At 61.1% G+C, this 23,004-nt stretch carries 20 protein-coding genes; 7 read left to right on the top strand and 13 right to left on the bottom strand.

All coding sequences use genetic code 11. From position 1 onward, the window contains the following. Positions 1-54 precede the first annotated feature (54 nt). Positions 55-603 carry a hypothetical protein gene (locus tag LQK83_RS04050; RefSeq protein WP_230835978.1) on the top strand — a complete coding sequence of 183 codons (549 nt, stop codon included), beginning with the start codon at positions 55-57 and terminating at the stop codon, positions 601-603. Between the two features lie 35 nt (positions 604-638). Here LQK83_RS04050 and recJ read toward each other — a convergent pair whose 3' ends face one another. The 6 genes from recJ to LQK83_RS04020 form a co-directional block, all read right to left on the bottom strand. After that, on the bottom strand, positions 639-2,441 hold the full coding sequence (recJ, locus tag LQK83_RS04045) for a single-stranded-DNA-specific exonuclease RecJ (protein WP_230835977.1): 1,803 nt from the start codon (positions 2,439-2,441) through the stop codon (positions 639-641). Between the two features lie 78 nt (positions 2,442-2,519). Next, positions 2,520-4,481, bottom strand: coding sequence for a MacB family efflux pump subunit (locus LQK83_RS04040; RefSeq protein WP_230835976.1), 1,962 nt, complete (start codon positions 4,479-4,481; stop codon positions 2,520-2,522). 11 nt (positions 4,482-4,492) lie between these two features. Further along, positions 4,493-5,716 carry an efflux RND transporter periplasmic adaptor subunit gene (locus tag LQK83_RS04035; RefSeq protein WP_230835975.1) on the bottom strand — a complete coding sequence of 408 codons (1,224 nt, stop codon included), beginning with the start codon at positions 5,714-5,716 and terminating at the stop codon, positions 4,493-4,495. 271 nt (positions 5,717-5,987) lie between these two features. Further along, positions 5,988-7,298, bottom strand: a complete 1,311-nt coding sequence (locus tag LQK83_RS04030) for a homoserine dehydrogenase (RefSeq protein WP_230835974.1) — start codon at positions 7,296-7,298, stop codon at positions 5,988-5,990. A 62-nt stretch (positions 7,299-7,360) separates the two neighbouring features. Next, positions 7,361-8,584, bottom strand: a complete 1,224-nt coding sequence (locus LQK83_RS04025) for an LL-diaminopimelate aminotransferase (RefSeq protein WP_230835973.1) — start codon at positions 8,582-8,584, stop codon at positions 7,361-7,363. Between the two features lie 174 nt (positions 8,585-8,758). Continuing rightward, a complete protein-coding gene (locus LQK83_RS04020) occupies positions 8,759-9,031 on the bottom strand; it encodes a hypothetical protein (RefSeq protein ID WP_230835972.1) in 273 nt (90 codons plus the stop codon). Positions 9,032-9,219: 188 nt separating this feature from the next. Between LQK83_RS04020 and LQK83_RS04015 the strand changes: the two genes are divergently transcribed. The 4 genes from LQK83_RS04015 to radC are packed head-to-tail and all read left to right on the top strand — an operon-like array spanning position 9,220 to position 13,462. Continuing rightward, entirely contained in the window at positions 9,220-11,049 is a 1,830-nt protein-coding gene (locus LQK83_RS04015; protein WP_230836292.1) for a PHA/PHB synthase family protein, read from the top strand. A 2-nt stretch (positions 11,050-11,051) separates the two neighbouring features. Further along, positions 11,052-11,750 carry a DNA/RNA nuclease SfsA gene (sfsA, locus tag LQK83_RS04010; RefSeq protein ID WP_230835971.1) on the top strand — a complete coding sequence of 233 codons (699 nt, stop codon included), beginning with the start codon at positions 11,052-11,054 and terminating at the stop codon, positions 11,748-11,750. A 45-nt stretch (positions 11,751-11,795) separates the two neighbouring features. Next, positions 11,796-12,620 (top strand): type I methionyl aminopeptidase, encoded by an 825-nt coding sequence (gene map, locus LQK83_RS04005; protein WP_230835970.1) that lies wholly within the window; start codon positions 11,796-11,798, stop codon positions 12,618-12,620. Next, entirely contained in the window at positions 12,620-13,462 is an 843-nt protein-coding gene (gene radC, locus LQK83_RS04000) for a RadC family protein (RefSeq protein WP_230835969.1), read from the top strand. Before map ends, radC begins: the two co-directional genes overlap by 1 nt. 29 nt (positions 13,463-13,491) lie before the next feature. Here radC and LQK83_RS03995 read toward each other — a convergent pair whose 3' ends face one another. From LQK83_RS03995 to LQK83_RS03965, 7 genes are all read right to left on the bottom strand, one after another. Then, positions 13,492-15,231: a pilus assembly protein TadG-related protein gene (locus LQK83_RS03995; protein WP_230835968.1), complete on the bottom strand. Its 1,740-nt coding sequence runs from the start codon at positions 15,229-15,231 to the stop codon at positions 13,492-13,494. Next, positions 15,231-15,650, bottom strand: a complete 420-nt coding sequence (locus tag LQK83_RS03990) for a TadE/TadG family type IV pilus assembly protein (RefSeq protein WP_230835967.1) — start codon at positions 15,648-15,650, stop codon at positions 15,231-15,233. Before LQK83_RS03990 ends, LQK83_RS03995 begins: the two co-directional genes overlap by 1 nt. A 479-nt stretch (positions 15,651-16,129) precedes the next feature. Then, positions 16,130-17,212, bottom strand: coding sequence for a BMP family ABC transporter substrate-binding protein (locus LQK83_RS03985; protein WP_230835966.1), 1,083 nt, complete (start codon positions 17,210-17,212; stop codon positions 16,130-16,132). A 25-nt stretch (positions 17,213-17,237) separates the two neighbouring features. Then, on the bottom strand, positions 17,238-18,161 hold the full coding sequence (locus tag LQK83_RS03980) for an ABC transporter permease (RefSeq protein ID WP_230835965.1): 924 nt from the start codon (positions 18,159-18,161) through the stop codon (positions 17,238-17,240). Between the two features lie 3 nt (positions 18,162-18,164). Next, positions 18,165-19,259, bottom strand: a complete 1,095-nt coding sequence (locus LQK83_RS03975; protein ID WP_230835964.1) for an ABC transporter permease — start codon at positions 19,257-19,259, stop codon at positions 18,165-18,167. Then, entirely contained in the window at positions 19,249-20,811 is a 1,563-nt protein-coding gene (locus LQK83_RS03970; RefSeq protein WP_230835963.1) for an ABC transporter ATP-binding protein, read from the bottom strand. Before LQK83_RS03970 ends, LQK83_RS03975 begins: the two co-directional genes overlap by 11 nt. Before the next feature lie 305 nt (positions 20,812-21,116). Continuing rightward, complete coding sequence (locus tag LQK83_RS03965; protein ID WP_230835962.1) at positions 21,117-22,037, bottom strand: LysR family transcriptional regulator; 921 nt, start codon at positions 22,035-22,037, stop codon at positions 21,117-21,119. A gap of 164 nt (positions 22,038-22,201) precedes the next feature. On the opposite strand from LQK83_RS03965, the gene LQK83_RS03960 reads away from it, so the two are divergent. Next, complete coding sequence (locus LQK83_RS03960; RefSeq protein ID WP_230835961.1) at positions 22,202-22,690, top strand: nucleoside deaminase; 489 nt, start codon at positions 22,202-22,204, stop codon at positions 22,688-22,690. Beyond that, complete coding sequence (locus LQK83_RS03955) at positions 22,687-22,845, top strand: hypothetical protein (protein WP_230835960.1); 159 nt, start codon at positions 22,687-22,689, stop codon at positions 22,843-22,845. The genes LQK83_RS03960 and LQK83_RS03955 overlap by 4 nt, the downstream gene beginning before the upstream one ends. Positions 22,846-23,004: the final 159 nt, after the last annotated feature.

Below are 23,004 nucleotides of genomic sequence, written 5' to 3'. Positions count from 1 at the left end.
TTTAAGATTCCTTTACCATGCCGGTAGTTGAACCCTTAACCATGAATGGCGCGCATGAATGTCCTCCTTCGCCACGAGACGGCTCGCGGTGTCATCACCGTGAGCCACGCGACCTCCGGTCCCTTGCGCAGGGGCATGACGTTTCTTGAGTTCTCGGTCCCGCGCACGCTGGCAGATGATCGAGCCTTGATGACGCGCCTTTCCCGGGAGGATTGGCAAGGTGTCGCGGTTTGCGGTGTGGAAACGCCGGCAGATATCGAGAAGGCAAGTGCGCTCATGCGTGTCGCGGAGGCCAATCGTGGCCTTGCCCCGCTCAGTCTTCTGCTGCTCGCCAGCCTGGATACCGCGAAGGCGGCGCTGGGTCTCGCGAGTTTCAATCGTGCCATTCCCCGGCTTGCCGGCCTTGTCTTCGACAGCCGCACGATGGCAGAAGCAGCGGGCGTGAGCGCGAAGGCCGCGCTGATCGAGGAACTGCGCCTGCGCCTGCCGCTGGCGGCCAAAGCTGCAGACGTGATCGCGGTGCTCAAGCAAGCCGAAGATGGACAGGAACAACGGGCAATGGCGGCGCGTGACGGCTATGCCGGCCTTTGCATCGACGTCTGAGGCGTTCCGGACCCGCTTTGAAACAGGCGACCGTTTCAGAACATCTTCGCCGCATCGACGATGCGCAACTGCACGCGCCGCGCACTCTGCCACATATCCGCCGACAGCGTGCCGGCGAGATGCAGCGAGGCACCGCGCGAAGCGAGCAGCAGGTCGCCAAGCGGCGTTCCGATGGCGCGGAAGGCAATGGCCTCCAGCCGCGTGCGATCCAACCCCTCGATACTGACCTTGATGTGATTGACGCCCACCTGTCGCGCATCGAGGATCTTGTGCGACGGCAGCGCAAAGACCGGCTGCGAATGGCCGGAGCCATAGGGGCCCGCCTGCTCGATCAGATCGATCAGTTCCAGCGTTGCCCCCGAAGCGGAAAGCGCGCCGTCGATCTTCAGCGATGCGCCCGCCGCTATATCGAGAACGGCGCTGCCCGCATGCTCCTCGAAAAAGGCGCGCATCGCGCCGAGCTTGGAGCGCTCGACCGTCAGCCCCGCCGCCATGGCATGGCCGCCGCCCTTGATCAGCAGGCCTTCGTCCACGGCCGCGCGCACCATGCGCCCCAGGTCGAAGCCTGCAATGGAGCGGCCAGAGCCTGACCCTTTGCCCGAGGGATCGAAAGCGATCGCAAAGGCCGGCCGCTGGAATTTTTCCTTCAGCCGCGCCGCCAGCAGTCCGACAATGCCGGGATGCCATTGCGTGCTGGCCGTCACCAGAATCGAGGCTTTCTCGGCCGTGCCGTATTCGGCCAGCACTTCGGCTTCGGCCTGTTCGAGCATGGCAATTTCCATCGCCTGCCGCTCGCGGTTCAACCCGTCCAGCCGCTCGGCGATTTCACCGGCCTCGACCGGATCGTCCAGCGTCAGCAGCCGGCTTCCCAGCGCAGCATCACTGATCCGCCCGCCGGCATTGATGCGCGGGCCGATGAGAAAGCCGAGATGGTAAGGCGTGACGGGACCCGAGAGACCGGCGACCTTCAGCAGCGCTGCCAGACCGGCATTCTTCTGATGTCGCGCTGCAATCAGGCCTTTCACCACATAGGCACGGTTCAGCCCCTTCAGTGGCACGACATCGCAGACCGTGGCGAGCGCCACCAGATCGAGAAACGACAGCAGGTCGACCGTGCCTGCTGCCGGATGGCCCTGTTCCTTGAGAAGGCGCAGCGTCGCCACCAGGACAAGGAAGACGACGCCCGCCGCGCAAAGATGGCCCTGCCCCGACAAATCGTCCTCGCGGTTCGGATTGACCAGCGCAAGTGCGACCGGGAGCTCGTGTGTCACCTGATGGTGATCGATGACGACGACATCGATGTTGCGCTCGGCGGCAACCGCCAGCGACTCGTGACTGGTCGAGCCGCAGTCGACTGTGACGATGAGCTGCGCGCCATTGTCGATCAGCTGACCGATGGCCGCAGGGTTCGGTCCATAGCCTTCAAAAATGCGATCGGGAATATAGATCGTCGCTTCGACGCCGAAATGCGTGAGGAACCGGTAGAGCAGCGCCGAAGACGCCGCGCCGTCGACGTCGTAGTCGCCAAAGATCGCCACACGCTCGCCCCGCATAACGGCCTTGGCGATCCGGCCGGCCGCCTTGTCGCAATCGGTGAGGGTCGAGGGATCTGGCATGAGGTTTCGGATGGTTGGATCGAGAAAGGCCGGCGCATCGTCCACCGACACACCCCGCCCCGCCAGCACCCGGGCGATCAGCTCCGGTATGCCGTGCAGCTGCGCCATCGCGAGCGCCCGGTTTTCGCCCGCCTGCCCCAGCCGCGAAACCCAGCGCTGTCCGCTGATCGACCGCTCGACATTCAGGAATGTCTGCGGTGCGGGATCGATCGGTTGTGCCATATCCTGCCCTTCATCTGCGGCATCTTGTCTATCGCGATGCCCGGCGGGTCAAGGCTTGGCGGGCTTTTCCACATCGTGTCACCTTGCCAGCGCCGCCACCGGGTCGAGCCGCGAGGCATTGCGCGCCGGCAGGAAGCCGAAGACGACGCCGATGAGGAAGGAGCAGAAGAAGGCGACTTTGATCGACCCACTCGAAAACACCAGCGAGAATCCGACATTGGCCGCATTGAACGCCCAGCCGAAGCCGAGCGCGAGCGCAATGCCTAGTCCGCCGCCAATGAGGCAGACCAGCACGGCTTCAATCAGGAACTGCTGCAGGATATCCGCACGGCGCGCTCCCACCGCCATGCGCACGCCGATCTCCCCTATGCGTTCGGACACGGAGACCAGCATGATATTCATCACCCCGATCCCGCCGACGATCAGCGAGATGACGGCAATCGCCGCCACCAGCAGCGTCAGCGTCTGCGTCGTCTGGGTGATCGTCTGGCGGATATCGTCGGTATTGAGGATGAAGAAGTCCTTCTTCCCGTGCCGGTCGGTGAGGAACTGCGTGACACCCGCTTCAGCGATATCGGTTGCCGCATCGTCGGCGATCCGCACGGTGATGGATCGAAGCGCCCGGCGACCATCGAAACGCGCCTGCACGCTGGTATAGGGCATGTAGAGGTTCAGGTTGTTGCGCCCGCCGAACCCACCTTGCTGCGGGGCAATGACGCCGATGATGCGTACGGGCACATCGCCCAGAAACACCGTCTGGCCGACGGGATCGATGCCGCTGTCGCCGAAGAGCGCATTGGCGGTGTCCGAATCGATGACGGCATCCTGCGTGAGGTTCGCCACCTCATCGTCGCCGAAGAGCTTGCCCGCCGTCAGCTTCGAACCGCGCACCGCGAAATATTGCGGTCCCACACCGTTCACCAGCGCATTCGCCGCGACAGAGCCGAAACGCGCCGTCGCGTTTTTCGAGACCGTAGGAGTCACCGCGCTGACATAGGAAAGCCCCGCCAGCGCATCCGCATCCGCCACGACCAGCGTGGTCACGCGGTTCGAGCGAAGATCACCGAAACCGGTGCCGGGAAAGATTTCCAGTGTGTTCGTGCCAAGGCTTGAGATATTCTCCAGCACCTTGCGCTGCGACCCTTCGCCGAGCGCGACCACACAGACCACCGATGCAATCCCGATGATGATCCCAAGCATGGTGAGAAAGGTCCGCAGCCGATGCGCCTTCAGCGCCAGCAGCGCCATGGCAAAAGCCTCGCGGAAACGGTCGGCCATGCGGAAGAGCCCGAAGCCCTTTCGCATTTGTGTCTGAGTGGCGACCGGTACGTCAGCCTCGGCGAAGACCTTCTCGGAATTGACGTGATCCGCGACAATCACGCCATCGGCAATCTCGATGATCCGCCCGGCGCGGCGCGCGACATTCATGTCATGCGTGACGATGATGACCGTCTTGCCCTCGGCATTAAGCTCGTCGAGGATCTTCAGCACTTCCTCGCCGCTTGCCTGATCAAGGGCGCCGGTGGGCTCATCGGCCAGAATCACATCGCCGGCATTCATCAGGGCACGGGCAATGGAGACGCGCTGCTGCTGACCGCCCGAAAGCTGCCCAGGGCGATGGTCGAGCCGGTCCGGAATGCCGAGCCGTGTCAACAATTCGCCGGCGCGCGTCTGCCGCCGCTTGCGGTCTGCACCCGCATAGATCGCCGGCACCTCGACATTGCCCAGCGCCGTCAGTTCCGGCAGCAGGTGATAGCGCTGGAAGATGAACCCGAAATGCTCGCGCCGCAGCGCCGAACGCTCGTCGCTGTCGAGTTTGCTCGTCTCTCGGCCGGAGACGATGTAGCTGCCGGAGGTGGGGCTATCGAGCAGGCCGATGAGGTTCATCAACGTCGACTTGCCCGACCCGGACGGCCCGACGATCGCGACCATCTCGCCGCGCTTGATCGTGAGATCGACATCCTTCAGGACGGTGATTACACCGTCACCGGAGGGATAGTCGCGCCGCAGGCCCTTAAGTTCTATGATCGGTTGGCTCATGGCTTCGCCCCTCAGAGCATCGGCGGCGGACCGCCACTCGATGACGAAGACGACGTCTGGCGCTCGGCGGTGCCCTCGCCGACCACAACGCGCTCGTCCTTCTCAAGGCCGGATCGTATTTCGGCGAGCGTCTTGTTGTTCAGGCCCACCTCGACCTTGCGCTGCTCGATCGTTCCGTCCGATTTCTGCACACGAACGAACGTTCCATCCTTGCCCGTGTTGAGCGCCGAAGACGGAACGGTCAGGACATCCTTGGCCTCGCCGAGGATGATGCGAACCTCAGCCGTCATGTAGGTGCGGAAGCGACGGTCCTTGTTGTCGATGTCGAAGGTGCCAATGTAGTAGACGGCCGACGACGAGCTGGACGATGAGGATGAGGATGAGGATGAGGATGAACTCGAGGAGGTCGACGAGGAAACCGCGCTGTCGCTGGTGATCGTTTCTGGCGCCGGCTCGATTGCAGACAGCACCGCATCATATTGCTTGCCCGAATCTCCGACCATATTGAAGCGAACCTTCTGTCCCGCTTTCACCCGTGCGATATCCGCTTCGGAGATTTCCGCGCGGACCGTCATCATGTCGAGCTTTCCGAGGACGACGATCGTCGGCGCGGACTGGCTGGCATTGACGGTGCGTCCTTCCTGGTTGACGACCGCGAGCACACTGCCGGCTATGGGCGCGGTAATGCGCGTGTAGCCGAGGTCGGTCTCTGCTGTCGAAACGGCAACCTCTGCCTCGACGATCTGTGCCTCCAGCGCGTCGATCTGAGCCACGATGGCCTTCAGGTTGGCCTGCGCGGTCTCCAGATCCGCCAGCGCGCCGGCGCGACTCTGGTAAATCAGCTTCTGTCGGGCGAGGACTGTCTTGGCATTTTCCAGGTTGGCCTGTTTTTCAGAAAGCTGCGCCTGCACGTTGGCGAGCGCCGCCTTGGCCTTGCGCACGTCGTTCTGTTGCGGAATGGAATCGATGTCCGCGATAAGATCGCCCTGCTTCACTTCGTCGCCTGGCTTCACATGCAACGCCGTAATTCGGCCGGACACCTGCGCGCCCACGGCCACTAGCTTCACAGGCTTCAGCGTACCGCTCGCTAGAACCGTTTCCGAGATGGTTCCGGTCGCAACAGTTGCCAAGATATAACGAGAAGTCTCGACCGTAAAATAGCGATTCCAGATTATATATCCACCGCCCGCAATCAGGGCGAGGACGACGAGTGATAGTAACAGGCGGGCTTTCATATCGTCTTTCCGGTTGACGACGGGGGCGAATATCCGTCGGACTGAACAAGCACGGGGAGGATATACCGACTTCAGGCTGATATGGTGCCATTTGGGGGCACATCCCAACCTTGATCTAGGACAATTCCCTGCACTAATCTTGCTCATCAGGATAAGGTGCCCGCCTGATATCCCAATGAACACGTCTTCTGTATCGATAAATCGCGGCGGAAAAAAAGCAGCTATATGGAAAAATCAGGCCGCGCCAGCAACCTTGTTTCCTTCATGCCGGTCAAGGTCGCTCGATGCGAATGACCTGCGGCTCGCCGACGAGGTATCCCTCGCCCTTGATCGCGGAAACGGCCGTGCGCACGGCGTTTTCCATGGTCTCGTGGGTGACGAGAATGATCGTCTTCGGCCCGTCCGGATCGTCCTGGTTGGGACGCTGGACGATGGATTCCAGCGAAATCCTGTTTTCCGCCATGCGCGTCGCAATGCTGGCGAAAACACCGGCGCGATCTTCCACCGTCAGACGGATGAAATAGCCTCCCTCGTGGGAGCGCATGCCGGCGCGCTTGTAGGGCGCAAGCGACTTCGCCGGACGGCCAAGCGCCGGAGCAACCTGCGCGCCGGGGCGCGCCTTGGCGATATCGGCAATGTCACCCATCACGGCCGAAGCAGTCGCATTGCCGCCGGCACCGGGGCCGACCATCAGCAATTCGCCGAGAACGTCGCTTTCGATCGCGACCGCATTCGTCACGCTGTCGACCTGCGCGATCACGCTGTCGCGCGGCACCATGGTCGGATGAACGCGCTGCTCGATCCCGCTCTCGGTCTTCTGCGCAACACCCAGCAGCTTGATCTTGTAACCAAGATCGGCCGCCGCGCGGATGTCCTCGATGGAGATGTTGCTGATTCCCTCGAGATAGATGTCGTCGGCCGCAATCTCGGTGCCGAAGGCAAGGCTCGTCAGGATGGAGAGCTTGTGCGCCGTATCGTTCCCCTCGATATCAAAGGTCGGATCGGCTTCGGCATAGCCCAGCCGCTGAGCGTCCTTGAGGCAGTCGGCGAAGGAAAGACCTTCCTTCTCCATGCGCGTCAGGATGTAATTGCAGGTGCCGTTCATGATGCCGTAGACGCGGGAGACGGTATTGCCAGTCAGCGACTCGCGAAGCGCCTTGATGACCGGAATGCCCCCGGCAACGGCAGCCTCGAAGTTGAGGATCGAGCCCTTGTCTTCCGCCAGTGCCGCAAGCTTCACGCCATGGGCCGCCAGCAGCGCCTTGTTGGCCGTCACCACGTGGAGACCACGCGTCAGCGCCGCCTCGACAGCCGCATGCGCCGGATCGCCAGACCCGCCCATCAGCTCGACGAAAACGTCGATATCGGCATTTTTCGCCATCTCGACAGGGTTGTCGAACCACTGCGCCTTCGAGAGATCGACACCGCGGTCGCGTGTCTTGTCGCGCGCTGTCACCGCCGTCACCCTGATTGCGCGGCCGCAGGCAATCGCCAGCATGTTGTCGCGCTCGGCAAGAATTTTCGCGAGCGAAGCGCCCACTGTTCCCAAACCTGCAATGCCGATCTTCAGGGCATCAGTCATGCGTCATTTCCGATTTTGATTGAGGGCCCGCGACAGAGGTCGCGGGCAGGAGTTGAAACAGTTCAGCGGCGCGCCTCGAGCGAGATCACGTTGTGCAGCGTGTCGTCCGCAGTACCGAGGAACTTCTTGATGTTGCGCGCAGCCTGGCGGATGCGGTGCTCGTTCTCGACCAGCGCGATGCGGACATAGTCATCGCCATGTTCGCCGAAGCCGATGCCCGGAGCCACGGCTACGTCGGCCTTCTCGATCAAGAGCTTGGAGAACTCGAGCGAACCGAGGTGGCGGAACTTTTCCGGCACCGGAACCCAGGCGAACATCGAAGCTGCCGGCGGCGGAACGTCCCAGCCGGCGCGGCCGAAGCTTTCCACCATGACATCGCGCCGGCGCTTGTAGGTCTGGCGCACTTCCTCGATATGCTGCTCGATATCGGGATCGTTCAGCGCGGCGGCCGCTGCCACCTGGATCGGCGTGAAGGCACCATAGTCGAGATAGGATTTCACGCGTGTCAGTGCCGAAATCAAACGATCATTGCCAACGGCAAAGCCCATGCGCCAGCCGGCCATGGAGAAGGTCTTCGACATCGAGGTGAACTCGACCGAGACATCGATGGCACCCGGCACCTGCAGGATCGACGGCGTCGGCTTGCCATCGAAGTAGATTTCGGAATAGGCCAGATCCGAAAGCACGAAGATTTCATGCTTCTTCGCAAACGCCACGACATCCTTGTAGAAGTCGAGTTCCACCACGGTCGCCGTCGGATTGGACGGATAGCAGAGGATCATGGCGATCGGCTTCGGGATCGAATGGGCGACTGCGCGTTCGAGAGCCCGGAAGAATTCCTCGTTCGGCTCGACGGGGATCGAGCGGATCACGCCTCCCACCATCAGAAACCCGAAGGCATGGATCGGATAGGACGGGTTCGGGCAGAGCACGACGTCACCGGGCGCGGTGATCGCCTGCGCCATGTTGGCAAAGCCTTCCTTGGAACCGAGCGTCGCCACGACCTGCGTGTCGGGGTTCAGCTTCACGCCGAAGCGGCGCGCATAATAGGCGGCCTGGGCGCGGCGAAGGCCGGGAATGCCCTTGGAGGAGGAATAGCCGTGCGTATCTGGCCGCTGGACGGTCTCGATCAGCTTGTCGACGATGAACTTGTTGGTCGGAAGATCGGGATTGCCCATGCCAAGGTCGACGATATCCGCGCCACCGGCTCGCGCGCTCGCCTTCAAACGGTTGACCTGTTCGAAAACGTAAGGTGGCAGGCGTCTGACCTTGTGAAACTCTTCCATCATCGGCTCCAGGACGGCTGCTCTCGAAGAAAAGGCCCACCGTCGCAGTTGGCAAGGTTCGTCTTGGGGGTGTTTGAAGCGCGATCCGGCGCGAACCTCTCTCAAGCCGGATCGGCGAAGGGTTATCGCCCAAATTCCACGAAACGCAAGGACAAATTGTCCTGTAACGCGTTGTCAATTCGAGGCGGGAGCGTCCGCCTTGCCCGCGGCCTGTGTCGCCTCGCCCAGCTTGCGCATTTCGGCGACCTTGCGGTTGTAATCGGCTTCCGAAACCGTTCCGGCCTTGCGTTGGTCGGCAAGCGCCTGCAGCTTTGCCCCCAGCGAGGCCGCCTCGGTGTCGCTCATCTGCGTGGTGGCAACCTCGCGCTTCTCACCGACATAGGGGTAGACGCCCGAATTGTTCATGCCCGCAGGCGTCGGCGTGTTGTTCAAGATATCGCTGGACATGCAGCCGGAAACCGCTGCTGTCGAAACGAGCAGTGCTGCGACAAGTGGCAAACGTCGTTTCGCTAGAAAAAACAAATGTGCTGCCTCTCGAATCTGCAATCTGACGTATAGAACTTGAGAGCCTTTTACGGCACAATGCAGCAAATCAAAACGACAAAATTCCGGGAGGACATGAATTGGCGGAGGAGATGCGGGAGGAAAACGGCCAGAAGCCGCCGTTTGGCGCGATCGATCCGGCTATATTCGAACCTTATATCCTGAAAAATCCGGAGGCCATGACGGTCAATCTCGCGCGCGCCGTGCAGAATGCCGGCAAGGCCGCCTCGCTGTGGCTGGAGCCGCGCGAAAAGGGTGAGATCGTCGATCATGTTGTTGAGCCTGTCGGCGACATGGTGCGCACCCTCTCCAAGGTCATCGAATACTGGATGACGGACCCCAAGCGGACGCTCGAAGCCCAGACGCGGCTGATGGGTTCCATGATGACGGTCTGGATGCATTCGATGCAGAAGCTTAACGGCGAAGCCACCGCTGAGCCCGCCGCCAAGCCCGATAAGCGCTTTGCCGACAAGGACTGGGAAAAGAACCCCTTCTTCGATTTTCTCAAGCAGGTGTTTCTGGTCGCCTCAGACTGGGCCGCGCGCCTGGTGAGCGAGACGGAAGGTCTCGACGCGCACACCCGCCACAAGGCCGAGTTCTACATGCGCCAGATCATCTCGGCGCTGTCGCCCTCCAATTTTGCGCTTACCAACCCGCAGGTCTATCGCGAGACGATCGCCAGCAATGGTGAAAACCTCGTCAAGGGCATGAAGATGCTCGCCGAGGACATCGCCGCTGGTCATGGGGATCTCCGCATCCGCCAGACCGACATGTCGAAATTCGCCGTCGGCGTGAACATGGCCGTTACGCCCGGCAAGGTCGTCGCTGAGAACGATGTCTGCCAGATCATCCAGTATGAGCCGGCGACGGAAGAGGTGCTGAAGCGCCCTCTCCTCCTCTGCCCGCCCTGGATCAACAAGTTCTACGTTCTCGACCTCAACCCGGAAAAATCCTTCATCAAGTGGTGCGTCGATCAGGGCCACACCGTCTTCGTCATCTCCTGGGTCAACCCCGACGAGCGCCATGCCCGGAAAGACTGGGAGGCCTACGCGCGCGAAGGCATAGACTTTGCGCTTGAGGTGATCGAGAAAGCGACGGACGAGCGCAAGGTCAACGCCATCGGCTATTGCGTCGGCGGCACACTGCTGGCGGCAACGCTGGCGCTGCATGCGAAGGAAGGCAACGACCGCATACGCTCGGCAACCTTTTTCACAACGCAGGTCGATTTCACGCATGCGGGCGATCTGCAGGTTTTCGTTGACGAGGAACAGCTGAAGACCCTCGAGGCGACGATGAAGGAACATGGCTATCTCGACGGCTCCAAGATGGCGCTCGCCTTCAACATGCTGCGCGCCTCTGAACTCATCTGGCCTTATGTGGTCAACAACTATCTGCGCGGGGTCGAACCCATGGCCTTCGACCTGCTCTACTGGAATTCCGATTCCACCCGCATGCCGGCCGCCAACCACGCCTTCTATCTGCGCAATTGCTATCTGGAGAACAATCTCTCCAAAGGGCGCATGAAGATGGGCGGCCACAAGCTCGACATGCACGACGTCAAGATCCCGGTCTACAATCTCGCCGCCCGCGAGGACCATATTGCACCCGCCAAGTCCGTCTTCGTGGGCAGCCAGGTCTTCGGCGGTGATGTCACCTATGTGATGTCCGGCTCCGGCCACATCGCCGGCGTCGTCAATCCGCCCTACAAGCCCAAGTACCAGTACTGGACCGGGCCGAAGCCGGAAGGCGAATTCGAGACCTGGGTGAAACACGCTGTCGAAACGCCGGGCTCGTGGTGGCCACACTGGCACACCTGGATCGAGCAACAGAACGACAAGCGCGTACCCGCCCGCATCCCCGGCGGCGAGCACATCAACCCGATCGAAGATGCGCCGGGCTCCTATGTCCGCGTGCGGGTCTGAATGTGCTGTTTGATCCGCCGCTGGTCGAGGGCCGGCTGATTGCCCGCTACAAGCGCTTCCTCTTCGACGCCGAACTGGAAGACGGAACGATCATTACCGGTAATTGTCCCAATACCGGTTCGATGCTGGGCCTGACCACGCCCGGCAGTCGCATCTTCATGTCGGTCCACGACAAGCCGGGGCGGAAATATGCCCACCAGTTCGAGATGATCGAGGCGGACGGTACGATGGTCGGGGTCAATACCGGCATGCCGAACCGCATTGCGGAAGAGGCCATCCTTGCGCACATGATCCCTTCTCTCTCGCCCTATCCTCTGCTGGCCCGCGAGAAGCGCTATGGTCTCAACTCTCGCATCGATATTCTGCTCTCAGGCAAGAACCTGCCGACGGCCTATGTCGAGGTAAAGAATGTCCATTTCAGCCGTACGCCCGGATTGGCAGAATTTCCCGACACGAAAACCGAGCGGGGCACCAAGCATCTCGCAGAACTCGGCGAAATGGCGGAAGCCGGACATCGCGCTGTCATGCTTTATGTCATCCAGCGCGCCGATTGCGCCGAATTCCGGATTTGCTCGGATCTCGATCCCGCCTATGCGGCCGCATTCGAACGGGCCAGAGCCCGTGGCGTTGAAGCCTACGCGCTTGATTGCGCGGTTTCGCAATCCCAAATTACGGCGAACAGCTTGATCCCGGTTGTCTAAGCCGGCATAGAGTAACGACGCAAATACGAGACTGATCGAATCGCCATGGTCAATTATATCGACGCAGCAACAGCCCCGATGAAGAATACGGGCGCGATCCGTCTTTACGGAGACGACGCCTTCGAGGGCATGCGGCGTGCCTGCCAGTTGACGGCCCGCTGCCTTGACGCGCTGGCCCCCATGGTTCAGCCGGGCGTCACGACCAATGCCATCGATCGCTTCGTCTTCGAATTCGGCATGGACAATGGCGCCCTGCCCGCCACACTGAACTATCGCGGCTACACCAAGTCCACCTGCACCTCGATCAACCACGTCGTCTGCCACGGCATCCCCGATGACAAGCCTTTGCGCGACGGCGACATCGTCAATATCGACGTGACCTATATTCTCGACGGCTGGCATGGCGACGCAAGCCGCATGTATCCGGTCGGCGAAGTCAAGCGCGCCGGCATCCGCCTTCTCGAAGTGACCTATGAAAGCCTCATGCGTGGCATCGCCGCCGTCCGGCCAGGCGCCCGCACCGGCGCCATCGGCGAAGCGATCCAGACCTTCGCGGAAGCCGAACGCTGCTCCGTCGTGCGCGATTTCTGCGGCCATGGAGTGGGCCAGCTTTTCCACGACACGCCGAACATCCTGCATTACGGCCGCGCCAATGAAGGTCCGGAAATCCGCGAAGGCATGATCTTCACCATCGAGCCGATGATCAATCTCGGCCGCCCGCATGTGAAGGTGCTCTCCGACGGCTGGACGGCCGTCACCCGCGACCGCTCGCTCACCGCGCAATATGAACACACGGTCGGGGTCACCGCGACGGGCTGCGAAATCTTCACCCTATCCCCCGCGGGGCTCGACAGGCCGGGGCTCACCTGATGATGGCAAACGGCGGCAAGGATCGTCTGGACGAGCCGGCGCAAGCCGAGGCGCCTGACGATTTTTCCGCCGATCCGGAGGCCGACGAACGCGGCTTCTTCGCCGAGCCGCGCCAGCGTCCCAAGGCGGCCTCCAAAGCCACCGCGGACGGCAGGGAAAGCCCTGCCCCTGAGCAGCATTATCACGGCCACCGCGAACGCCTGAGAGCCCGCTTCCGCGACAACGGCGACACGGCACTGGCCGATTACGAAATCCTCGAGCTCCTGCTTTTCCGGCTGATCCCGCGTCGCGACACCAAGCCGATCGCCAAGGCGCTGCTCGACCGGTTCGGAACGCTTGCCGGTGTCTTCGGTGCCGAAGCGGCGCGCCTGGTGGAGGTGAAGGGTGTGGGCGAAGCCGTTGCCACCGATCTCAAGCTGATTGCCGCGACCGCACACCGCATGCTGAAAAGCGAACTGAAGGGCAAGAAGGTCCTCGCCTCATGGTCGTCGGTGGTCGAATATTGCCACGCCGCCATGGCTTATGAAACGCGCGAGCAGTTCCGCATTCTCTTCCTCGACAAGCGCAATGCGCTGATTGCCGACGAGGTCCAGCAGAAGGGCACGGTCGACCACACGCCGGTCTACCCGCGCGAGGTGGTCAAGCGCGCGCTCGATCTGTCCGCGACCGCCATCATCCTCGTGCACAACCATCCGTCAGGCGACCCGACGCCCTCGCGCGCCGATATCGACATGACGAAGACCATCATAGAGACCGCGAAGCCGCTCGGAATCACGGTCCACGATCACATCATCATCGGCAAGGAAGGCCATGTCAGCCTCAAGGGTCTCAGGCTGATCTAACTTTGCTTTGCGCAATTCCGACTGTCCGGTCAGAGCACGAGCGAAGGCGCGGAGCACGATGCGCCGGTGACGCTGACGTCCGCTTCCCCAATCTTGTAGCCATAGATGAACATGTAGGTGGCCAGAACGCGGTCCATCGGCAAGGTCAGGTTAGACAGCGTCGATGCCACCTGACTGCGATACATGTTGACTGCCTGGGTGCCGATGCTGACACCAGCGATATTCACGTCGAGATTCAGGTGTTTGATGATGCTCGTGATGTAAGACGTAATCGGTGTGGTGACGCTGGCCCTCTTGATCTTGCTGATATCGATATCGGCGCGGCTGAAGTCCATCAACGTGCCCGAAATGTTGTTGATATCCACCTGTGCTGATCCGTTGATTGTCACGCCGGGCGCAGAGGCCATCGTGGCGGGAACCACGCGCGGCTTGCTGCCGAAGTTGATGAAAGAGTTTTCGTCGACATCACCCACGACCAGTTCAGCCAGCCCCGGGAACGTCTGAACCTTCACGCTGGTCACTGTTCCCGACTTGCACTGAATGTCCGTCAGCCGCGCTTCGCTATTGGCAGCCTCGATATAGATCGGAACCCGCAGCTTAAGCCCGCCCATGGCAGGAACACTGCCGAGCGTGAACGTGACGAGCGTGCGGATCTGTGCCGTCCGGACCAGAGACCCTGGTGAATTGATGGCAACCGACTGCGCTCCAACCGGCGGTTCGCCGATCAAGAGTCTGAAATTGACATCGCCCAACCCCGGCACCCTGTAGTCTACATTCAGATCGACCTGATGCTGTCCGTTCGAGACGGCAGCCGATGCCCGGATGAGACCCAAAGCATCGGCCGTCGACGTGCCGCCATAGCCCGTTCCGACCTTCTGCTTGCCGATCGCGGCGAGGTTCAGGATCTGCGACAGCTTGAACGTGCTGTTGCTGTGGGAGACCGCAATTTCAAAAAGGCGCATGGATGCCTGGGCCGAGGCATTCAGATTGCCCGCAACCCGAATGGCTCTGTAGAACTGCGCCAAGGTCACGTCCGCGTCGAGCACATCGTTGTAGCTCAAGCCCTTCATGTTGATGTTTGTCGCCAGCTCCTTCACGGTCGCAAGCACATCGACATTAGCACTGGCCAGCGAATTGTAGTCGGCAATGTTGAATGAAACAGTCGTCCCAAGCAAGGCGCCGAAAATGGCGTTGGCGAGGCCGCCGTCATAGCTGGCCAGCCGGCTGCCGATCCAGTAGGAGGCGAGCTTTTTCGACGCGGCCGTGGCGGTCACGTTGATATCCGGCTCGGCCATCAGAGCGGAGGCGAAGTATAGATGCCCCTTGCAGCTTTGCTTGACGCGCACGGCATCCGCCATGGAGGAGACAGGCTGAAACCGCTGCGACACCGGCAATGTCTCGTCCGGCGCATAATGGCCGACCTCGACCGTCGCCACACAATCGGGCGCCCCGGCCTGCCGCGTCTCAGGCAGCGTATTTACGGCGCGTCCATCGGCAAGATAGAGCGCCCCTTCCTGCTGAACGGCGTAATTGAGACCGTTATCGGCATAGTAACGTTGCAGCAGCGCACGCGCCTGATTGGGATCGGCTGCAGCCGCAATGGCGGCCAGATCGGCGGTCGCCTGCTGGCTGCGCCGCTGCTTGACGAGACCAGAGTAGTCGACGCTGACGGCGAGGCCGGCGACCATCAGCGGTGCGCTCAGGGCAGCGGCCACGGCAATGTTGCCCCGTTTCGCGCGCAGAAATCTCCGAAATATTGAGGACGTCATCAGGCGCCTCCTACGCGCATGACCGAGGTTCTGGAAATGGTCTTCATGCCAGGAACCGCATAAGCAAAAAGGGACCACACGGGGAGCTTGGCAGCGTCATAGGAAACCTGGATCGTATAGCGATCGGTATCCTGCCCGCTGATCGTGACCTTGACCTGCCGTGCATCGATGAAAGCACGATCCTTTGCGCTCATGGCTACGGCATTCTGTGCCAGTTGCTCACGCTCCTGCGCGGACAGACCGGCCACGGCTGCCCGCGCCGCCTCCTCCGTCATCTGCTGAATGCTGGCGGACGCAGAAAGATAGATCGCATAACCGATCATCGAGAAGAGAGCGGCAATGAAAATCGGTGCGAGAATGGCAAACTCGACCGCGGAGGCGCCATCACGGCGCCGCGACATTGCTGACAAACTGGTCAAACCATATACTCCTAGGTTGTGTGCCTAAAGTAGACGGTCTACCCTTGATAACGAATTAAACAGTACAGTAAAATTGCTAGAACTGTACCGATTTCAGCAAAATTCCACCAAGAGATGGTAGTTTTAAACGCCAAATAAGGCGCGTAACGCCGAAAAATTGAATAAATAATATAAAATAATATATTCCTAATATTTTATTTTCTAATACGTGCGGCGAACTTTAACGGAAAGAAGAATGAGCGATAGCTTTGCACGCTTGCTGCTGAACAATGATTGAGCCTTTGAAATCCGAAACATCTTTTTTAAAGAAAAGGCGGCCAAAGCCGCCTTTTCTGTTGTTCAGGCTGGAGAGTTCCAAAAGAGCGATCTCGCCTGAAACCCTCTTTCGTCCAGCCTTTGCAAAATTTGAACCGGAAACCGGTCCTGCTTTTCCTTGGAAGTGCTCCAGCCCCTTGAAGGGGGACTGGAGGCTCCTGATGTCACGCCGCGCTTTCGACGCCCTTGACGAACCAGTCCATCACGGCGAGGTCGGCCAGCTTCATCGTCTCGCCTTCCTTCACGCGCAGCTTGCCTTCCTGGTCGTAGATCGGGCCCTTGAAGATATCATAGGAGCCGTCCTTGTAGCCGGCCTGGATACCATCGGCGAGCTTGACGACGTCAGCCGGAACGACCTTGTTGTAAGGCGAGATCACGACGGTGCCTTCCTTCATGCCGTCCCATGTGTCGGTCGACTTCCAGGAGCCGTCGAGGATCATCTTGGCGCGCTCGACATAATAAGGACCCCAGATGTCTTCGATGGCGGTCAGGTGAGCGTTCGGCGCAAAGCGCGACATGTCGGCGCCCTGGCCGAAGCCGTAAAGCTTCTTCTGTTCCAGGATCTGCAGCGGGCCGGGGCTGTCGGTGTGGGTTGCGACGATGTCGCAGCCGAGGTTGATCAGCGTTTCGGTCGCTGCAGCTTCCTTCGGCGGGTCGAACCAGCTGTCGATGAGGACGAGCTTGACCTTGGCGTTCGGATTCTGCTTCTGGGCGGAAAGCGCCATGGAGTTCACGCCGAGCACAACTTCCGGAACCTTGTAGGAGCCGAGATAGCCGATCGTGCCCGACTTCGACATCTTGCCGGCAATCGTGCCGAGAACGGCGCGGCCTTCGTGGAACTTCGAGTTATAGGTCGCCACGTTGTCGGCGCGCTTATAGCCCGTGCAATGCTCGAACTTGACGTTCGGAAACTCCTTGGCGACCGCGATCGTCTGGTCCATGTAGCCATAGGACGTCGTGAAGATCAGCTTGCAGCCCTGCTGCGCCAGATCGCGGATGACCGGGATCGCGGAGGCGTCTTCCTGAACGTTTTCGACATAGACCGTCTCGACCTTGTCGCCGAGTTCCTTTTCCACCTGCAGGCGAGCCTTGTTGTGCGCCCAGGTCCAGCCGTAGTCGCCGACGGGGCCGAGGAAGATGAAGCCGATCTTGACCTTTTCGGCCGCGAAGGCCTTGCCGCCGAGAACCGGCAGCGTCGCGGCAGCGCCGGCTGCCTGCATGAATGTACGGCGTGAAATCTTGGACATGGAGAACTCCTATCGTCAGGGCGTTTCAGGTTGAAGGAAGGAACGGCTTGCCGAGGCAGGCCGGGGCGTTGCCGCCCGACCGGTCGCGTATCGAAATGACCGAAAGCGCGACGATCGTCATGAGGTAGGGCATCGCGGCCCAGAATTGCGACGGCAGGAATGAGAAGCCTGCCGCCTTGGCATAAAGTTCGAGCGCCATCAGGATGCCAAAGAAGTAGGCCCCGACAAGCAGGCGCCCTGCCCGCCAGCCGGCGAACACGACCAGCGCCAGCGCGATCCAGCCGCGCCCGGCCGTCATCTTCTCGGCCCACATGGGCGTGATGACCATGGAGAAATAGGCCCCGCCAATGCCTGCCATCGCGCCGCCAAAGGCAATCGCCGCATAGCGCACACCCTTGACCGAATAGCCGATGGAATGAGCCGACAGGTCGTTTTCGCCGACGGCGCGCAGGATCATGCCCGCCCGCGTCGATTTCAGGAACCATGCCACCGCCGGCACCATGATGAGTGCAAAATAGACGATGGGCGAATAGCCGAAGATCACCTTGAGATAAGGATCGCTCGCCAGAGACGCCGGGAAGATCGAGCCGAAGACGGGTACGATGAAGCCCGTGTAGGACAGTCCCATCAGCGACGAGAGACCGGTGCCGAAAATGGTGAGCGCGAGCCCCGTCGCCACCTGGTTGGAGTTCAACTCCAGAACAAGGACTGCAAAGAGCATGGACGACAGCGCGCCACCCGCGGCTGCACCGAGAATGCCGAGCCACGGATTGAAGGTCGAGACCGTCGCGCCGAAGCCGCAGATCGCGCCCATCAGCATCATGCCTTCGACGCCGAGGTTGAGGACGCCGGCCTTCTCGACCACGAGTTCGCCGAGCGCTGCCAGCAGGATCGGCGTGGTAAGACCGACGATGGTGACGATGGCGGCGATGATGAATTCAGTGCTCATGGATCACTCTCCTGCCGCCGGAAGCGCGCTGGCCTTGGGACTGCCGACGAAGCGCACCCGGTAACGGATGAGAATGTCGCTCGCCAGAATGAAGAACAGCATCATGGCCTGGAAGATACCGGCCGTGGAGTTGGGAATATGCACCGTCGTCTGCGCCACCTGGCCGCCGACATAGGTCACGGCGAGAACGACACCCGCAATCAGACACCCGATCGGGTTCAGACGGCCGAGGAAGGACACGATGATCGCCGTGAAGCCATAGCCCGAGGGGAAGCCGAGATTGATGGCCTTGAGCGCGCCCGCGAATTCCAGCGCGCCGGCAAGGCCTGCCATCGCGCCGCCGATGAGGAGCGAAAGCCAGATCGTCTGCTTGGCATCGAAGCCGCCATGGCGCGCCGCATCCGGCGCACTGCCGACGACACGGATCTGGAAACCGAAGACCGAGCGCGACATGATCAGCCAGAAGACGAAGGGCAGAACGAGTGCGATGGCGACGCCCAGATGCACCGTCGTGCCAGGAAACAGGATCGGCAGTGTCTGATCCGCATGAAGCGGCGCCGTGGCAGGGAAATTGCGTCCGTTCGGGTCCTTCCACGGACCGCCGACAAGATAGCCAAGCACCTGCAGCGCCACGTAGGTCAGCATCAGTGTACTGAGGATCTCATTCACGTTGAGACGCGTCTTCAGGAAAGCCGGAAGCACAGCCCAGGCTGTCCCGCCTGCAATCCCTGCGAGGATCATCAGCGTGATGATAATGCCCCCGCCCGCCCCGCCGGCCGCAATGCCGACACCGGCCGCGGCGAGTGCGCCGATGATATACTGCCCCTCGGCCCCGATATTCCAAACCTGCGCGCGGTTGCCGATGGAAAGGCCGAGCGCGATGATGATCAGTGGAGCGGCCTTCACCGCCACGTCCTGCCATTTGTAGGAGGACAGAAGCGGCGTCAGGAAGATGTCGATGACGGCCTTCTCGCCCTTGATGCCGAGCGCGTCGAACACCACGACGCCAATGGCCATGGTGAGCAGCACAGAGGCGATCGGCGTCGCAAAGGCCATCAGCGTCGACGGTTCGGGACGTTTTTCCAGCTTAATGCGCATGGGCCACCTCCGGATGCAGGTTTGCGGTTGCGGCCGGGTCGCCATGGACACCGCCCATGAGCAGACCGATCTCCTCGATATCGGCATCCGCCACCTTCATCGCGGGTGACAAGCGCCCCTCGTTGATGACGGCGAGCGTGTCGCAAAGCGAGAGAAGTTCGTCGAGGTCCTGGCTGATGACGACGATGGCAGAGCCCGATGCAGCCAGGTCGACCAGCGCCTGGTGGATCGCCGCCGCAGCGCCCGCATCCACGCCCCAGGTCGGCTGCGAGACGACCAGAACCGCCGGGTTCTGCATGATTTCACGGCCCATGATGTATTTCTGCAGGTTGCCGCCCGACAACGAGCCAGCCGTCGAGCCCGGTCCGAGCGCCTTGACGGCAAAGGTCGAGATCACCTCGCCCGCATAGGTCCGCGCCGCCTTGTGATCGATGAGCCCGGCCTTGACCATGCCGAGCCGGTCGCGCGCGGTCAGAACCGAATTGTCGGCCAGCGTGAATTCCGGCACGGCCGCATGACCGTTGCGCTCTTCCGGAACGGAAGACACGCCGGCCAGCCGCCGCTGCTTCGCTGTCAGCCGTCCCAGCTGCGCGCCGTCCACGGTGATGGCGCCCGGATCGTCCGTCAGCGTTTCGCCGGACAGCGCCAGCAGAAGCGCGTTCTGCCCGTTGCCAGCCACGCCCGCGATACCGAAGATTTCGCCCTCGCGCACGGTGAAGGTAATGTCCTTGAGCGAGACGCCGAAATGCGATCGCGCGGGCATGTTCAGCCGGTTGACGATCAGCTTCTCTCGCCCGACCTTGCGGCCTTCGGCCTTCTCGATGGTCTTCAGATTGCCGCCGATCATCTTCTCGGCCATGGAGCGCGACGTCTCGACCGAAGGATTGCAGGTATCGACCAGCTTGCCGCCGCGCAGGATGGTTGCGGTGTGGCACAGCGCCTTGATCTCATGCAGCTTGTGCGAAATGTAGAGGATCGAACAGCCTTCGCTGGCGAGCTGACGCAACACGACAAAGAGTTGCTCCACCTCCTGCGGCGTCAGCACGGACGTCGGCTCATCCATGATCAGAAGCTTCGGGTTCAGAAGCAGCGCGCGCACGATCTCGATGCGCTGCCGCTCTCCGACTGAAAGCGTCGAGACGATGCGATGCGGCTCGAGCTTGAGGCCGTATTGCGTCATGACCTCCTTGATGCGCGCTTCGAGTTCGCGCGCCGGGATCTTGGCGTCCATGCCCAGCGCGATGTTCTCCAGCACCGTCATCGCCTCGAACAGCGAGAAATGCTGGAACACCATACCGATGCCGAGCTTGCGCGCCGCCTTGGGGTTCGCCACCACAATGCGTTCGCCGTTCCAGCGGATTTCGCCGCCGTCCGGCTGCATGATCCCGTAGATCATCTTCACGAGGGTCGATTTGCCGGCACCGTTTTCGCCGAGCAGCGCGTGGATCTCGCCCGGCTGCACCGAAAAACTCACCTGGTCATTGGCCAGCACGCCCGGAAAGCGCTTGGTGATGCTCTTGAGTTCCAGACGCGCCATGGGTTCATTTGCCATCGAGAGCTCCCCCGGCAGCACCGCCGAACAGACACCCGCTCCGGCCGCCGGCATTCAGTCCGTAAGGCAGGATGGAAACGGTGTCGAGATGGTCAGACCCGGCTCCCCGACCGGACAAGAAAAGGCTAAAAAACGCGCCCACCACACCGGCAAAAGGCCGGACTGCGGACGGACTCCCACTCCCAGAATGCTGCAACGTCACCAAGGTCCCCTGCTTTAATTTTGTGCATTAGTTGGTCTGGGTTTCGCATTGCACACAAGCACATTGTTTCGCTCGTTGCGTTGCAAAAATTGCAACAGTAAGATTAAGCGCTTTTCGTCACAATTGGCAAGCTGTCCATTTGCGTCTTGATGAGATCGGCAACCGCTGAGGTTGCGGAGCTCAGGGCCTGGCTGGAGCGGGTGATCAGCGACAATTCTTCCGCCGCCAGTTGCCGTCCCGCCAGCGGAATGAACTGAAGGTCGGCGTCCCGTTGCAGGTCGATGAGATTGCCGGCATTGAGAAAGGCAATGTGCCGCTTGTCGGCTATCAGCCGCTTCATCAATGCGGTGGAGTTCGTCACCAGACTGGGCACGGTCTGCACACCGGACGCGCCGAGCGCGCCGTCGATCAGCCGTCGTGCTGCGATCGAAAAGTCTGGCAGGATGAAGGGATAGTTGATGCATTCGGAGAGCGGCACGTTCAATCGCCCTGCCAGCGGATGTCCCTCGGAGACAATGACGCCCGAAGGCGCCTCCACCGCCTTGAGTTTAAGGATGTTATGCCGGTCCGGCACATTGAAGCAGACGGCAAGATCAAGCTCGCTATTGAGGATTTTCTCCGTAATCAGCGCCGTTCCGCCCACGAAGATATCGAGCGTGAAATGCCGGAAGCGCGCCTGGATCTCATCGAACAGCATGCGCGCAAAGTCACCGGCCAGACACTCCATCAGCCCGACCGAAACGTGGCCGCGCCGCAGGCCTTGCAATTGCTGGAGCCGCACCTTGGAGCGCTCCTGATCCGCCTTCCATTTGCGGATATCGGCAATCAGCACCTCGCCCGCTGCGGTGAGCCGCACACCGCGCGGCAGCCGCTCGAACAGTTTCAGCCCGTAATCCTCCTCAAGGTTGAGGATGCGCCGGTTGAGCGCGGAAGGCGAGACGTTGAGATGCTCGGCCGCCTTGCGGATCGAACCGAGCCGGGCCACCTCGTCGAAGAGAAGTGCCGCTGGCGAAATCAGGGACATGCGTTATCCATTGTGCGAACAATTCGTACGGAACTCTCCCTACAATGACTTGAATTTTGTGGCGATCAAGGCAAGTCTTCCGCAGCGCAAGAATTCGCGCATCGCGATGAAACCATATCAAGAGGGTTCGTCGCCACATGCGCCGGAGAATAAGGGGAAAAGGCATGGCCATGGTATGCGAGGAACTGGATCACGAAGCACTGTTGCGCATCGCCATTGCCGAATCGCAAAAGGCGCGCGACGCGGGCAACCACCCCTTCGCCTCCATCCTCGTTGGACCGGACGGTAAGGTGCTGATGACGCAGCACAATGCCTATATGCCCGACCACGACATGACCGGCCATGCCGAACGCGTGCTGATGACCCGTGCCTCAACCACGCTGCCGCACGAACTGCTCAAGGAATGCACGATCTACACCTCGGCCGAGCCCTGCGCCATGTGCGCCGGCGCGATCTACTGGACGGGACTGAAGCGCTGCGTCTATGGCATGACCGAAAAGCAGCTGAAGGAGATCACCGGCAATCACCCGGAAAATCCGACGCTCGACCTCCCGTGCGAAATCGTCTTCGCCGCCGGTCAGCGCAAGGTCGAAGTGATCGGACCCATTCTGGTGGAGGAAGCCGCAAGGGTGCATGAAGGCTTCTGGGGATGAGCCCCACCCGCCTCGAAGCGAGTGACTTCGACGTGACGGCCGGTTCTGCCACCATGTATGTCGCATGCTGGGTTCTGGACCTCATGGCCTTTCTGGTCGCCATATCGCTCCGCCCTTTTCTCAAAGCCTCTACCCCGCTCGCCTCGCCGGCCTGAGATGCGGCAGCCCGCGCGGGACGCTGAAAAAGGCCGCTCCCCGAAATCGACATGATCGTTCAAATTGTAACGATCCTTTTCAGCGCCTCTTTGCGCCTCGCTTGTAAAACCGTGTCCAGGAGACCGGCAAAAGCACAACAAGAACAGCAGACATCGCCG

It is taken from the genome of Rhizobium sp. C1, assembly GCF_021026335.1.
Taxonomy (GTDB): Bacteria; Pseudomonadota; Alphaproteobacteria; order Rhizobiales; family Rhizobiaceae; genus Ensifer_A.
This window is presented reverse-complemented; position numbering and strand designations above follow the sequence as displayed.

Coding starts and splice junctions, on each gene's coding strand:
- LQK83_RS04015 (WP_230836292.1), top strand. CDS start 9,220: ATGCGGGAGGAAAACGGCCAGAAGCCGCCGTTTGGCGCGATCGATCCG.
- LQK83_RS04040 (WP_230835976.1), bottom strand. CDS start 4,481: ATGAGCCAACCGATCATAGAACTTAAGGGCCTGCGGCGCGACTATCCC.
- LQK83_RS03995 (WP_230835968.1), bottom strand. CDS start 15,231: ATGACGTCCTCAATATTTCGGAGATTTCTGCGCGCGAAACGGGGCAAC.
- LQK83_RS03960 (WP_230835961.1), top strand. CDS start 22,202: ATGGCCATGGTATGCGAGGAACTGGATCACGAAGCACTGTTGCGCATC.
- LQK83_RS04020 (WP_230835972.1), bottom strand. CDS start 9,031: ATGTCCAGCGATATCTTGAACAACACGCCGACGCCTGCGGGCATGAAC.
- map (WP_230835970.1), top strand. CDS start 11,796: ATGGTCAATTATATCGACGCAGCAACAGCCCCGATGAAGAATACGGGC.
- LQK83_RS04050 (WP_230835978.1), top strand. CDS start 55: ATGAATGTCCTCCTTCGCCACGAGACGGCTCGCGGTGTCATCACCGTG.
- radC (WP_230835969.1), top strand. CDS start 12,620: ATGATGGCAAACGGCGGCAAGGATCGTCTGGACGAGCCGGCGCAAGCC.
- LQK83_RS04035 (WP_230835975.1), bottom strand. CDS start 5,716: ATGAAAGCCCGCCTGTTACTATCACTCGTCGTCCTCGCCCTGATTGCG.
- LQK83_RS03985 (WP_230835966.1), bottom strand. CDS start 17,212: ATGTCCAAGATTTCACGCCGTACATTCATGCAGGCAGCCGGCGCTGCC.
- LQK83_RS03970 (WP_230835963.1), bottom strand. CDS start 20,811: ATGGCAAATGAACCCATGGCGCGTCTGGAACTCAAGAGCATCACCAAG.
- LQK83_RS03955 (WP_230835960.1), top strand. CDS start 22,687: ATGAGCCCCACCCGCCTCGAAGCGAGTGACTTCGACGTGACGGCCGGT.
- LQK83_RS03975 (WP_230835964.1), bottom strand. CDS start 19,259: ATGCGCATTAAGCTGGAAAAACGTCCCGAACCGTCGACGCTGATGGCC.
- LQK83_RS04025 (WP_230835973.1), bottom strand. CDS start 8,584: ATGGAAGAGTTTCACAAGGTCAGACGCCTGCCACCTTACGTTTTCGAA.
- LQK83_RS03980 (WP_230835965.1), bottom strand. CDS start 18,161: ATGAGCACTGAATTCATCATCGCCGCCATCGTCACCATCGTCGGTCTT.
- LQK83_RS03965 (WP_230835962.1), bottom strand. CDS start 22,037: ATGTCCCTGATTTCGCCAGCGGCACTTCTCTTCGACGAGGTGGCCCGG.
- recJ (WP_230835977.1), bottom strand. CDS start 2,441: ATGGCACAACCGATCGATCCCGCACCGCAGACATTCCTGAATGTCGAG.
- LQK83_RS04030 (WP_230835974.1), bottom strand. CDS start 7,298: ATGACTGATGCCCTGAAGATCGGCATTGCAGGTTTGGGAACAGTGGGC.